Consider the following 11,980-nt stretch of genomic DNA (forward strand, 5'->3'; position numbering starts at 1 on the left):
CGTCGCGGAGAGAATTCTCGGCCACCACCGGTCACTCCGTAAGCGCGCCATCCTGATCAGAAAAGGCCGCCCTGCCGCGTGTCCCGCGCCGGGGGCAGCGACGCCCGGGCGCGCCGGGCCGCCGCACGTTCGCGACCAGTTCCGCCCTCGCCGCTCAGGAAGCCCGTCTCGCTGCCCGTCAAGCCATCGGATCGATACGATCCCGACACGTCACGAGGTACACCACTCCCGCAGTTACCTCACGTGCTGAAGACGGGGTTTTGCACCGTCTGCCTATGTTGGGAGGTTGGGTGCCGACGGACCGTTAGTCGCGTTTCTTGGCCGGACGGCCATGGCGATCGGTCGCGGACGGGATTTGACAGTTGGCCGGGTAATGTCGAAAAAAATGCGCCCGGTGATCGGCGCCCCGCACCCGTCAACCGTTGCGCACGCCCGCCGCGAAATTCACAACGGTCGGCAAGCTGTGACGCCCCCCACCCCGCATGGCCGCTACCCAGGCGTCGTGGTCGGCGTCGTGCTGGTGATGGCGCGTGAGTCGCCTGCAGGAAGCGGAGCATCCATCAGGAAGGTGGGCGGGTGTCGGGGCACCGTGAATCGTTCAGACTGGCCTGGTCTGCGAAACACCGGCGAGATGCAGGATCTTTGCTGCGACCCTGCGAAAAAACGCGTCGTCCCGTTCCTTCTGGGCAGCATCATCAGCGACGCGATGCTCGACCAGAATGCCGCGGCGCTTCATGATTTCCTGAGTACGCAACTTGCGCTCGAGGTAGTCAGGATCGTCGGCGCCCATCGTCTCGATGACGATACGGTGCAGCCGTCCCGCAACGCCAACGGCTGCCACCGACCGGAACGTCAGTTCAAAGTCGGGCCGGCACCACAGGCTCGGCTTGTCGGTTTGCCTTACCTCCCGGTCAAACAACGGTTTCCAGAGCGTCACCTCAACGCCGTGCTTTTTTACCCATTCCATGACGCCAAACAGCAATTTCAGCGTGACGCGCTCATACCGACTGTCCATCGGTACTGGTTGAGCGAAAGAATACGCACACTGCGCGAACGCTTCCCGGAAGCGCGCGTTGCCATCGCGATCGCGGTCAATAACGCTGAGCACCCAGTAGGGCGGCTGCGTCAGTCGCTGATCGCGGCCACCGGCGCGGATACCCTTTTCAGGGCGCACCACACACTCGCCCATGCTTGTTTTCTTGATCGCAACGCCCGCGCGAATCTCGTCGGCGACGAACAGCAGGAGCGCGCTGCGCGCCTTCCTTTCCGGCCATACCAGAGCGTCGATCTCCGTCATCTTCCTGTTCAGAGGAGCCCATGGCTTGAAGTAGAGTATCTGCGAGAGTGATAGCTGCGGGCTCAGCGCCTGACCGGCTGCATATGCCTCGAGCCGCTCCCACGATCTGAACTTTTCGTTCAGCGCTTCGACGTGCAGCCGTGCGAAGTCGGCGTCCTCAAGAAGCGTATGCAGGATGCGTCCGAGGCGCGGCAGGCGACGGCCCCGCTCGCCCACGCCGCCCTCTGATCCAGTCGAGCCACCCGGCCGTGCCGCGCCTTCGTTCAGATTATCCAGGTAGTCAAGCGCGTCGCCCACTGGTCTGAGCGGATTGTGCTGGCCAGGGCGCGCGCGATCATCGCCCGGCTCAACGTCTTCCGGCTCCGGCATCTGCCGGAACGACGCCAGGGCGCAGTGGTGCTCGCCGTATTGATGCATGCGCACGAAATGACGCGGACCGTCTTCACGCATCCGGGCAGTCAACCGCGGCCGGCCACCGGGTGCTCTGACGCAGTCGCACTCGAGCCACAAACGCACATGTCGTCCGTCGTGCATCTCTTCGAGCACCGCTTCCACGAGTCTGACGTCCTCAGGCCGCACTTGCTGTCCGTCGCCACAGAACCGCCGCACGGCTGCGGCTTCTTCAGCACCCAGATGTCGCCTCACCGTCCCGGGGTGATCCCGCTCGACAAGTTCCATGCTGCGCTCAGCGTGAAGGTCGGACGGGCATCGCGAAGCTGTGCACGCCCAGGAGCGACGCCTCGCAGTTCCGCGACCAGCCATGCATCTGGCGGGCGAACGGTGGGGTGGATACAGCTGCGCGTGTAGCCATGTCTGATACAAGCGGATTCGGTGGCTGGGGCACGAACGACAGCCGTTGAAGGCGGACGATGCGTGATGAATGACAGCTCATGCGCACAAGACCTTCTTCGGCAAAAGTGCAAAGCATGTCGTTGATCTGCGCCATCGACGTATCGAATCGCCAGGCCAGTTCGCCCGCCATGTACTCGCGGCTCGACTCCATGATCTCAAGCATTCTTGCAGAATTGAGTTTCATCGGACTCCCCAGGAACAATGCTGAGAATATACTGCCGTCGCCAGGGTCCCGTCGCCGCCCGCGCATGAAAAGCCCGAAGTGCACAGCTGGGAGCACGCCAATTTCGTGCTCACGGACATCGTGCACGCCGACGCCTTTGCGAAGATGCGCATGCAATTCCTTCGGTGAAAAACTGCTGGTGCGCCCAGACGCACGTGCCACCGGTCTGTCTGCAAAGCAGCACCGGGCGCGCTCGTTGGCGTCGGTTGCCGGGTTCTCCAAGGGGTATCCCCTTGGAGCACGGTATATGTAGACGGAAATGCGTCAGCATTTCCGTCTACATATACGTCGTGCCTCGACCTCCAGCCGAGCGCCGGTCGATAGATCATCCATGGATCATGATGAATCGACTCTCAATCATTTCTGGATAGCCCGCAGATCATGAAAGATCGCATACCTAACAGATAGGATGCAGATTTCGATCATTCACGGCATACTGTGCCCGTTCCCCCTCCCGTGAGCGCTCAAAATGGACGCCCTGATTGCCGTACAACGCGCGCAACGCCTCGACGCCCTCGCGGCTTCGTCCGATGGCCGGTCCAAGACCGCCCAGCTTCGCGACGTGTTCGAGAGCGTCGAACGTGCCATTCGCTCGGGCGTCCGGTACGCCGCGATCATCCAGGAACTCGCCGCAACCGGACTCGTCTTCACCTATCAGACCTTCGCTCTGACACTCAAAAGAATCCGGCGCGAACGGGGCATCGTGTCCAGCCTCACGCGCGCGTCACAGGCGGAAACTGGCCCGGCAGTCAGCCGTGCTCCCGCAGATGTGCCAGGGCAGGCGGCCAACCCGGTAGCAGCCGAACGCGGTGTGCCCGACAGTGAAACTGGCGCGGCCCCGGCTGAGGCGGCTGCGCGCCCCGCCGTGCGTGAGCGTCGCCCGATTGCGCCTGTCGGTGAAAAGCTGCCGGACGACTGGCTCACCGCAGAACTGACGCTTGAGCAGAAACACCTGTTGACGCACGAACAGCGCATAGCGCGCGCAGACGCCAAGGTCAAACAGTACTGGCCCAACCCGTTCGACCCGGTGCCCCCCGAAAACGACAAACCGGCATGAGCGCCGGTCATTGACCCTGCATTCGCACGTGCAATGAAAAGCCGCCCGGACTTCCATCCGGACGGCTTCGTGTGGATACCCCGAATGCGCGCGACGCGCGCTCAGTACGGCGCGTGTTCCTCCTCGCCAGGCGAGGCCTGCGCTTCGGACACTCCGTCCGCTTCGGCGGCGGCGTCGCCGTTTTCGTCATCTTCCTCCTCGTCGTCCTCGTGGTAGCCGTACGTGACGCGCTCCGGTACCTCCCGGTTACGCAGCACTTCCGGCAGCCAGCCCGAGTCCGTCATGCGAAGCTCTGCCGCCTCCGCTGCGGCGTCTTTCTTCATGCCGCGCACTTCGCTTGCCGCCTGGGGCGATACGCTCTCACCCACAACCAACGCAATCCGGTCTTTCGCCACGTGCTCGAAATATCCGGCGCGCGTCGGCTTCCAGTAGCGCGAAAGATCCACCGCAAGCGTGTTCGAGATCTCGTTCACCGCGTGCGGGCGGTCTGCGCTGCTGATCCCGTCCACCGTCGCCGCCACGCAGAACGCGAAGAGATTCGACAGCACGTCCTCGCCCTGTTCCAGCAGCCATGGCAGCAGGTCTGCCGCGCGCCTGGGCAGCATGCGCGACCACTTCTCGCGCTCGCCTTCCAGTGCCTTCCAGGCCACGCTCTCGCCCATGTCGTCGGCATTCGATACCAGCGCCTCGCGCGTCGTGTGCACGTCGATCCTGACCGCGTAGGCCAAATACGCGCGCCCGTACACATCATCGAAAACGACCGGAATCATGCGCTGCATCAGCACAGCAAGGGCTACGGTCGGTTGCTGCGCAAGCTCGATCTGGACGGCGGCGGTACGGTGCGCGGTCAATCGTTTGCACAGCTTCTCTCCGTGCAACGGGCGCTCCTTCGGTGCGCGCGCCGCACCTGCGCTCATCGCGTGCGTTGCGCCTGCCTGCGCAGTCGGTGCCTCCTCGCGTCGCACCAGGCCCCGCTCAATACAGACCCGGCCATCGTCATCGAGATAGACATATGCGCCTGCCTGCTTCATCTCTTCTGGGTCGAACGCCTCGAAGCGCTCCGCGTACTGGTCCACGGCAAACGTCGCCGCCGTGGCCTCAGCCTCCAGACGCTCGCCCCGTTCCTCGTCCGGCTCGCCGTCCTCGTCGTAGTACGCATTTAGCGCGGCCTGGGCGGCGTCGTTTGTTGCGGTGAGCGCGGCCAGTTCGGGTTTCTCGGCCTTCGTGGGCTTGCGCGTGGTCGAGCCAATCCGGCCACAACGCAGGATCTCCATCGCCGGGTATTGCGTCCGTGCCTCGATCCATTGCCAGCCTTCCCTTCCGACCGCCTGGGATAGCTCGATCAGCCGTTCCGTTGCGAGCCGGTGCAACAGTTCGGCATCCTCAAGGTATCCCGCGTTGGCGTCGTCGCTGAACAGGTCGCGCCTCACACGACCGCCTGCTGCCTCGTAGGTGTCCAGGCCAACGAACCGGGCCAGGGCGCTTTCGCGTGCATCAATTTCCGCGCGCGTGATGGCCTTGCGCAACTCGTCCGGTCGGCGCTGCCAGTTATTGACGGCTTCGCCCCATACGCGTTCCTGCGTCGCGTGGTCATCAGCCAGGGCCAGCACCTTCGCCTGTTCGTAGTCGAGCCTGTCATCACGCAAGAGGTCGAGCAGTATCGGCGAAAGGTTGGCGATTTTCAGCGCGCGGCGTACGGCGACATCGGGCACCGCGAACAGGGCCGCGATATGCGCCACGCTCTTTCCTTCCTCCGTCAGCAACCGGAACGCCACGCACTCATCCGCCAGATGCATCGCCTCACGTTCGCGGTTTTCGATCAGCGACGCGGCCACCGCCTCGCCTTCGCTTACGATCAACACCGGCACCTGGTACTCCTTCGTAATACGCCCACGCTCAACCAGCAGGTCAAGTGCTGCCAGGCGGCGCTGGCCAGCACAGACGCCAAGCTTCGGCGGTTTCGCGCTGCCCTTCGTTTCATGTACTACCAGGTTCTGGATCAAGCCGTTTTTGGCGATGGTGGCGGCCATGGCGTCGATGCCGGTCGGCGCTTTCTTGCGCACGTTCAACTGCGAGAGCGTGAGCCGCGAAAGGGCGACGTATTCGATCCGCTGCGCGGCGTTTTCGGTTGCTTCAATCTTTCCCATGAAAGATTCTCCGGGTTTCGGCCTCGGCGGGATGCCTGGCCACCCATCAATAATAGGACATAACAACCGTAATAATGATGAAATTAACTGCAAAATAAAAATTACCCATACTGAATTAAATTCGCGTCTTTCTTGATATAAAGGACAAAACAGCCTATTGTAGAAACGTGGCCAGGCATCCTGCCGAGGCCGGAAACGGAGGCAAACCGTGAGTACTACTGATTGCAAGATCAGCTCTTCTGTCATCCCCGGTGAACTGAAACTGAATGTCCTGCCGCGCTATCTGGGCCGCCATTACATCGCTGGCGAATCACTTGTCTATGACTGGGCAGCACGCCTGTGCAGCAGCTACGACCACGGCGAGTGGCATTACTTCACGCTGTCAAATGGTGGTTTCTACATGGCTCCGGCCAACATGGGCCGCGTGCATGTGCGCTGGCATATGAACGGCTACAGCGACATGATGGGCGCGGATGCCTTCGGCATTACCGTCACCCTCTTCGCCCTCTGTCACCTCGCGGAAAAGACCCTTGATGACACGATCATCGAGCGTTACCACCAGTTGCGTGAGTTCGCCACGCAGCACGTGGAAGCGGCCAACATCCTGCGCGCCATCGACTAACTGACCGGCCCCCGGCCCCGGGCCGGGTTAGCTCCTTCATTGGGGAATCAAATGAACAAGCTTGCAACTCGTTTTAGCGGAAATGCCATCGCACTGCGTTCGCAGCATCCTTTGACAAATGACCAGATTGCAGAAGTCGCGCCTTCCATTCTTGCCCACACCGCGCACGAAAGCCGCTCGGCGCGCTACAGCTACATTCCGACGGTCGATGTACTCGACGCCCTTCGCAAGGAAGGGTTTCAGCCTTTCATGGTCTGCCAGACCCGTGTGCGCAATGAGGACATGCGCGAGTTCACCAAGCACATGATCCGCCTGCGCCATTAACCGCAAGCTTGCGGTTAGTGGCGTAATAAAAAGGAAGCCGTAATGCGAAGGAGTATCGTGTACCTCGGTGCTGAGCGTAGGTTTTGACTGTTCAACTCGGCATTATTTGACAGCCTCCTGAACCGAAAATTCTGACGCTCGCGCTTCCGCCAGGAAAGGAGGTCATCATGTATCGATCGGTACCTTGTTCAAGTCCGTGGCTTGATCTGTTGAGGCATCGTCTCCAGGAGGGAGGCTACTGTCACAGGGTCGTGAAGCAATACGACTTTGCTGCGCGATGCTTCCTTCTCGATCTGGAGCGTCGAGGGAAAGTTATCGAGTCTGTATCTCTGTCGGACGTCGACATGTATCTCGCAAACCTGAAGCGGCTACGTGACCAACATCCGCGACCCGTCGGCAGCAGAAGGAAAGATTGCGCCGCTATCAAGATGCTGTTGCGACTGGTCCACAACGACAAGTGGCCACCAGAGGTGGTGCCGACAACTGACCACGATATCGTCGTGTTCGATTTGGTGCGTAGCTACGATACATGGATGGCGGAGATGCGCGGGCTATCTCCTAACACGCGCAGAAATAACCGCTTCGAAATGGTTTCTCTTCTGAGGTGGCTGCAAGTTCATGGAACAAGCCTCGAAACGTTACATCTTCCGGACCTCGATGCCTATATTGCATCGCGGCTCGTCGTGATGAAGCGGCGGTCAAAGGCAAATGTAATAAGCGCGTTACGTGGTGTACTGCGCTACCTGTTCGACAGCAATCAAATCGCAACGGATCTGGCAGACGCCATTGATGGGCCTATCATCTACGAGCACGAGGCTATTCCGACGACAATCCCTCGAAGTGACCTCGATCGGGTGCTGGTAGTTTCCCGATGTGATCGCTCACCATTAGGTATCCGTAACTATGCGATTCTGATGCTTCTGTCGACCTATGGCCTTCGCTGCGGAGAGATCCGTGGATTGCGCCTGTCGGACATCGACTGGCGGCATGAACGGATTCACATCAGACATACAAAGACAGGTGCGTGCTCGGAGTTGCCACTGTTACGTGGTCCCGCCGATGCGCTATTCGACTATCTCAAGTGCGGTCGTCCCCCGACGTCAACGCGAGAAGTATTTGTGCAGGCGGTCGCGCCTTATGGGCCACTGCATGCCGGTCTTCATCGTGTGGTGAACCACGCCACTGAGGCCGCAGGAGTATCGCTGACAGGAAAACGCGGGGTTCATGTCTTGAGGCATAGCCGGGCAGAGTCTTTGCTGGATAGTGGCGTATCGATCAAGGTGATCGGAGATATCCTGGGACATTACAGTGTGCGAGGTACAGCAATGTATCTCAAGCTGGCAACTGACGATTTACGGTCAGTCGCACTTGATCTCCCGCAAGAGGTGGCGACATGATTAGCAAAGACCTTATCTGCAGGTTCCTCGACACGCTGTCGATAGGACCTGAGACGCGTAGCGATTACGCTCGTGCCTTGCGGAAGTTTGAGAGCTTCATGTCCGACAAAACGCTTCCGGACGAGGAAAGCGCGATTGAAGTCCTGCGAACTTGGATGCGACAGGAAATCCAAAAATCGCCATTGAGTGGCGTGGAAAACCGGGCGCGCGTAGTCGTCCGCTACCTAGAATGGCGCACGAACGCAGGAGGTGGTTCGCATCCCGTGCTGGAACTGTACGCGCATTACGGACGATCGATCGGCCCGGTTGTTCGGGCCTTGCTCGAAGACGACAACGGAAGCGCTCTGCGACGGCTGATTCCATTGCCCGTTTGGGGCAGCGTACTTGGCCCTGCGATGCAGGAGCACGTTGGACGGATGAAGTCACTGGGTTACCGGTACGACACGCGCGCGAGTGATCTGCAGCGCTTCGACCGCTTCCTGCAGCAACATCCGGCATTGGCAACTGTCCCGCTTCGGCAGCAACTCGATGCCTGGCGTAACGAAAGCCCCGGCTTGCGGCATCAGTACCTGGTTCAGCAATGTGGAGTCGCGCTGTCAAAGGCGTTACGCCGAAAGGCCCCTGAGGTTCCGACTCTGCTCATAGAGCCAGGATTGTATGGCCGACTGACCCAGCAGGAGCGGCGCCCATATCTCTTTACCGAAGCTGAGATTCGTATGCTGCTCGATGCGGCTCGCACATTCCCTTCACCGAAGGCACCTCTACGGCCAGTCGCGCTGCACGCAATGATGACGTTGGCATACTGTGCTGGTTTGCGGCTCGGCGAAATCGCATCGTTAACCGTCGGCGATCTGGATCTCGCCCGTGGGCTGCTCGTGGTCCGCGAGACGAAGTTTTTTAAGTCGCGCCGCTTGGCCCTGTCGCCAAGCGCGCTCGACGTCCTACGCGCCTATGTGGAAGCACGCGCGGCGTTCGGTGCACCGATCACCCCGGGAGCCCCCTTGTGGTGGTCGCCGCTGCGTCGCTCGGGATATTGCAAAAGGCTAATTGAATGGATGTTGACCGAGGTAATCCGTCGGGCAGGGCTTAAACCCGCGCATGGTCATCGAGGGCCACGGGTTCATGATATTAGGCACACATTTGTTGGGCATCGGATGATGCAATGGTATCGAGCTGGCATCAATCCTCAAGATCGCTTACCGCATCTGGCAGCCTATCTGGGTCACAAGGATATCCGCTCGACACTCGCATACCTGAATATCTCTCCAGAACTGCTCCGACAGGCAAGTGAGCGCTATCGGCGTCACAATGCGAGCATGCTGCGTTCGCCGGGAGAATCATCATGAAAATGGCACCTCTCGCGTACTGGCTCCATGCGTTCTTCCACGAGTGGCTCGCTGAGCAACGCAACTGTTCGCGACACACGATTCTGTCCTATCGCGATACCTGGCGACTTTACTTGCGGTTCGTCGCTGCACGACGGCACTGCCCGGTAAGCTCAATCAATCTTAGCGAATTGACCGCTGATGAAGTGCTCGCGTTCCTTAAGTACATCGAATCAGAGCGACATACTTCGATAGGCACGCGAAACTGCCGGTTGGCAGCACTCCATTCCTTTTACCGGTTCATCGCAGACCGGGAACCGTTGGCGGCCATGCAATGCGCTGCCGTATTGCGCATCCCTGCCAAGAGAGGGCCGATTGCTGAACCCGCGTACCTCGACATCGAGGAGGTCGAGGCGATCCTGCGCCAGCCTGACTGCTCGACACCAGAGGGACAACGCGACTACACGCTTCTTGCCTTCCTGTATAACACTGGCGCGCGCATCCAGGAAGCATTGAGTCTGCGTCCATGCAATATCCGTCTGACGGCGCCGGAACAGGTGAAGCTAAGTGGTAAGGGCAACAAGGAGCGCATCTGTCCGATCTGGCCGGAAACGGCGGCCTTGCTGGCTGCGTTGCTCGAACGAAACCCAAGACCGGAGAACGAACCGTTGTTCGTAAATCGTTACGGTTTCCCAATCAGTGCCGCCGGAGTGCGGTACAAGCTCGCGCAGTACGTGCGGACGGCGACGAACGAGCTACCGTCTTTACGGCGGAAACGCGTGCACCCGCACACGTTTCGCCACACGGTCGGGGTCGAACTCGTCTCCGCCGGAGTTGACATCACCGTGATCAGAAGCTGGTTCGGACATGTGAGTCTCAACACGACAAATCGCTACGCGCGCGCGAACATCGAGACCAAGCGGCGCGCTCTTGAACAAATGGATCAGGCAACCCGGCCTCGCAGTCCGCCGCGTTGGCGACGTAACCCGAATCTCCTCGATTGGCTCGATTCCCTTTAGCCGTCTCGTAATGCGAAGCAGGAAAATATCCGATATGCCAATCAGCGCACTAGCGGGCCGTTTCCTCTGCATTACGGCCTCCTTTTTATTACGCCACGCCGACCAGATCGGCGGTCGCGAAGCCAACGAGGTTATCCTGGTCAACTCGCACAATGGCGCATCGAGCTACCAGATGATCGCCGGAATGATTCGCTGGGCCTGCCAGAACGGCATCGTATGCGGCAACGTGACGAACGATATCCGCATCCCGCACAAGGGTGACGTGATTGGCGAGGTCATCGAAGGCGCATTCAAGGTGGTGAAAAGCTTTGATGAGACGGCAGAGCAACGCGAAGGGATGGCTGCAACGGTGCTCGATGAGGGCGAACAGGTCGCCTTCGCCCGCGCAGCGCTCGCGTTGCGCTACGACGAGGGCGCGCCTGTGCCAGTGACGGAACGGCAGATTCTCGCGCCGCGTCGTGTCGAGGATCAGGGCTCCGATATCTGGACCACCTTCAACCGTGTGCAGGAAAACATGATTCGCGGTGGGCTGCACGGTCGGAACGCGAAGGGCAAGGCGACCACGACCCGAGCGGTCGCGGGCATCGATCAAAACATCCGTCTGAATCGTGCCTTGTGGGTGCTGGCTGACGAACTGCGCCGCCTGCGCGGCTAACCGGATCGCCCCGACTTTGCGGTCGGGGCGCACCCAGAAAGGGGGATCTCACATGGATCTGCTCAACACCCGTCCTACGTGGCTGTCCGCCCTGCTGCCGCTCCTGGCTGTCTGGCAGTACGGAGACCGTGGCATCGTTCGCGGCGAACTGTATCGCATGGCCCTGTCGGCTGACGCGGCGGCACAATCGGCCGATGCGCTCCGGCGCATTGCCAGCATGCTCGATCACAACGACAATCCGGTAGAGATGCATCGCGAGGAGTTGCGCGCCATCGCCCGCGTGGCCCTGGCTGGTTTCGAGCGCGTGCCGCCCTGCGCACCTGTTGCCATGCTCATGGAGCACGACGGGAATCTGCATTAAAGTTTGGCATCCTGAGTAATATTCAACGCCCGCGGAGAAATCGTGCGGGCCCGTGAGGCAAACATGACTGCCGTCTTAACCATTGCTCAGATCGAACAGGCAATCAACTACTGGTGCACACAGGAATCGTGTGGCCAAGGCGGGGCGCTGTGTGCGAAAGCGCGCCCCTTGGCTGACGTGTACGGCCTGATGATCTATGAGCGCGCCACGTCTGTAGCAGCGTCGCGGCTCACGCCCGAACAGGTCGACGCCGTCCGGACGGCGCTTGGAAGCCAGCAACCGCCACCGCGTTAGGCTCGCGATCTGTCGCGACGCCAACCGGACGGCCGCGCGCTGGCGCCCCTCCCTCTGCATGCCAGGAGGTTGGATAATCACGGGAGTGTCGCGCGCGCCGCGCGCCCGGATCGAGGCGCACGGGGTCCCCCATGTCCGCATCGTCGGATATGGGGAGAGCGCCGGCGCGCCGCGTCAGCGGCGGGACGATCCGGTATAGCCCAGGCCGGCCACCAGCCGGGGTCGTCAAGCGCCCGCAGGGCGCGTGTATCCCCCGCGGCGTAAGCCGTGGGGGCTGGACAATGACGGGAGCATCGCGCGCGCCGCGCGCCCGGATCGAGGCGCACGGGGTCCCCCATGGCCGCATCGTCGGACATGGGGAGAGCGCCGGCGCGCCGCGTCAGCGGCGGGACGATCCGGTATAGCCC

At 60.9% G+C, this 11,980-nt stretch carries 10 protein-coding genes and 2 pseudogenes; 9 read left to right on the plus strand and 3 right to left on the minus strand.

What is annotated here, in order from left to right; all coding sequences use genetic code 11:
* Positions 1-598 precede the first annotated feature (598 nt).
* Together AB4Y42_RS42825 and AB4Y42_RS42830 are read right to left on the minus strand one after the other, a co-directional pair.
* Entirely contained in the window at positions 599-1,975 is a 1,377-nt protein-coding gene (locus AB4Y42_RS42825; protein ID WP_368697732.1) for a hypothetical protein, read from the minus strand.
* A 7-nt stretch (positions 1,976-1,982) separates the two neighbouring features.
* Positions 1,983-2,594 carry a hypothetical protein gene (locus AB4Y42_RS42830; RefSeq protein WP_368697733.1) on the minus strand — a complete coding sequence of 204 codons (612 nt, stop codon included), beginning with the start codon at positions 2,592-2,594 and terminating at the stop codon, positions 1,983-1,985.
* A gap of 247 nt (positions 2,595-2,841) precedes the next feature.
* On the opposite strand from AB4Y42_RS42830, the gene AB4Y42_RS42835 reads away from it, so the two are divergent.
* Complete coding sequence (locus AB4Y42_RS42835; RefSeq protein WP_368697734.1) at positions 2,842-3,429, plus strand: hypothetical protein; 588 nt, start codon at positions 2,842-2,844, stop codon at positions 3,427-3,429.
* A gap of 101 nt (positions 3,430-3,530) precedes the next feature.
* Here AB4Y42_RS42835 and AB4Y42_RS42840 read toward each other — a convergent pair whose 3' ends face one another.
* A complete protein-coding gene (locus tag AB4Y42_RS42840; protein WP_368697735.1) occupies positions 3,531-5,804 on the minus strand; it encodes a ParB/RepB/Spo0J family partition protein in 2,274 nt (757 codons plus the stop codon).
* Here AB4Y42_RS42840 and AB4Y42_RS42845 point away from each other — a divergent pair.
* The 8 genes and pseudogenes from AB4Y42_RS42845 to AB4Y42_RS42880 all read left to right on the plus strand — a co-directional run bounded on the left by AB4Y42_RS42845 (position 5,785) and on the right by AB4Y42_RS42880 (position 11,573).
* Positions 5,785-6,198, plus strand: a complete 414-nt coding sequence (locus tag AB4Y42_RS42845; RefSeq protein WP_368697736.1) for an antirestriction protein — start codon at positions 5,785-5,787, stop codon at positions 6,196-6,198. The genes AB4Y42_RS42840 and AB4Y42_RS42845 overlap by 20 nt on opposite strands.
* Before the next feature lie 51 nt (positions 6,199-6,249).
* A pseudogene (locus AB4Y42_RS42850) lies at positions 6,250-6,519 on the plus strand (DUF932 domain-containing protein); the annotation flags it as partial.
* Positions 6,520-6,773: 254 nt separating this feature from the next.
* Positions 6,774-7,919 (plus strand): site-specific integrase, encoded by a 1,146-nt coding sequence (locus AB4Y42_RS42855; protein ID WP_368691508.1) that lies wholly within the window; start codon positions 6,774-6,776, stop codon positions 7,917-7,919.
* The gene (locus tag AB4Y42_RS42860; RefSeq protein WP_368691507.1) at positions 7,916-9,265 is read left to right on the plus strand and encodes a tyrosine-type recombinase/integrase; all 1,350 of its coding nucleotides are present in this window, start codon (positions 7,916-7,918) and stop codon (positions 9,263-9,265) included. The genes AB4Y42_RS42855 and AB4Y42_RS42860 overlap by 4 nt, the downstream gene beginning before the upstream one ends.
* Positions 9,262-10,263: a tyrosine-type recombinase/integrase gene (locus AB4Y42_RS42865; protein WP_368697737.1), complete on the plus strand. Its 1,002-nt coding sequence runs from the start codon at positions 9,262-9,264 to the stop codon at positions 10,261-10,263. The genes AB4Y42_RS42860 and AB4Y42_RS42865 overlap by 4 nt, the downstream gene beginning before the upstream one ends.
* 88 nt (positions 10,264-10,351) lie before the next feature.
* A pseudogene (locus tag AB4Y42_RS42870) lies at positions 10,352-10,918 on the plus strand (DUF932 domain-containing protein); the annotation flags it as partial.
* A 52-nt stretch (positions 10,919-10,970) separates the two neighbouring features.
* The gene (locus tag AB4Y42_RS42875) at positions 10,971-11,279 is read left to right on the plus strand and encodes a hypothetical protein (RefSeq protein WP_368697738.1); all 309 of its coding nucleotides are present in this window, start codon (positions 10,971-10,973) and stop codon (positions 11,277-11,279) included.
* Positions 11,280-11,342: 63 nt separating this feature from the next.
* A complete protein-coding gene (locus AB4Y42_RS42880) occupies positions 11,343-11,573 on the plus strand; it encodes a DUF3717 domain-containing protein (protein ID WP_368697739.1) in 231 nt (76 codons plus the stop codon).
* Positions 11,574-11,980: the final 407 nt, after the last annotated feature.

It is taken from the genome of Paraburkholderia sp. EG286B (assembly GCF_040965655.1).
Classification (GTDB): domain Bacteria; phylum Pseudomonadota; class Gammaproteobacteria; order Burkholderiales; family Burkholderiaceae; genus Paraburkholderia.

What these genes read in the sequence shown, in the direction of transcription:
- AB4Y42_RS42835 (WP_368697734.1), top strand. Translation starts at nt 2,842, where the DNA reads ATGGACGCCCTGATTGCCGTACAACGCGCGCAACGCCTCGACGCCCTC.
- AB4Y42_RS42865 (WP_368697737.1), top strand. Translation starts at nt 9,262, where the DNA reads ATGAAAATGGCACCTCTCGCGTACTGGCTCCATGCGTTCTTCCACGAG.
- AB4Y42_RS42875 (WP_368697738.1), top strand. Translation starts at nt 10,971, where the DNA reads ATGGATCTGCTCAACACCCGTCCTACGTGGCTGTCCGCCCTGCTGCCG.
- AB4Y42_RS42825 (WP_368697732.1), bottom strand. Translation starts at nt 1,975, where the DNA reads ATGGAACTTGTCGAGCGGGATCACCCCGGGACGGTGAGGCGACATCTG.
- AB4Y42_RS42880 (WP_368697739.1), top strand. Translation starts at nt 11,343, where the DNA reads ATGACTGCCGTCTTAACCATTGCTCAGATCGAACAGGCAATCAACTAC.
- AB4Y42_RS42860 (WP_368691507.1), top strand. Translation starts at nt 7,916, where the DNA reads ATGATTAGCAAAGACCTTATCTGCAGGTTCCTCGACACGCTGTCGATA.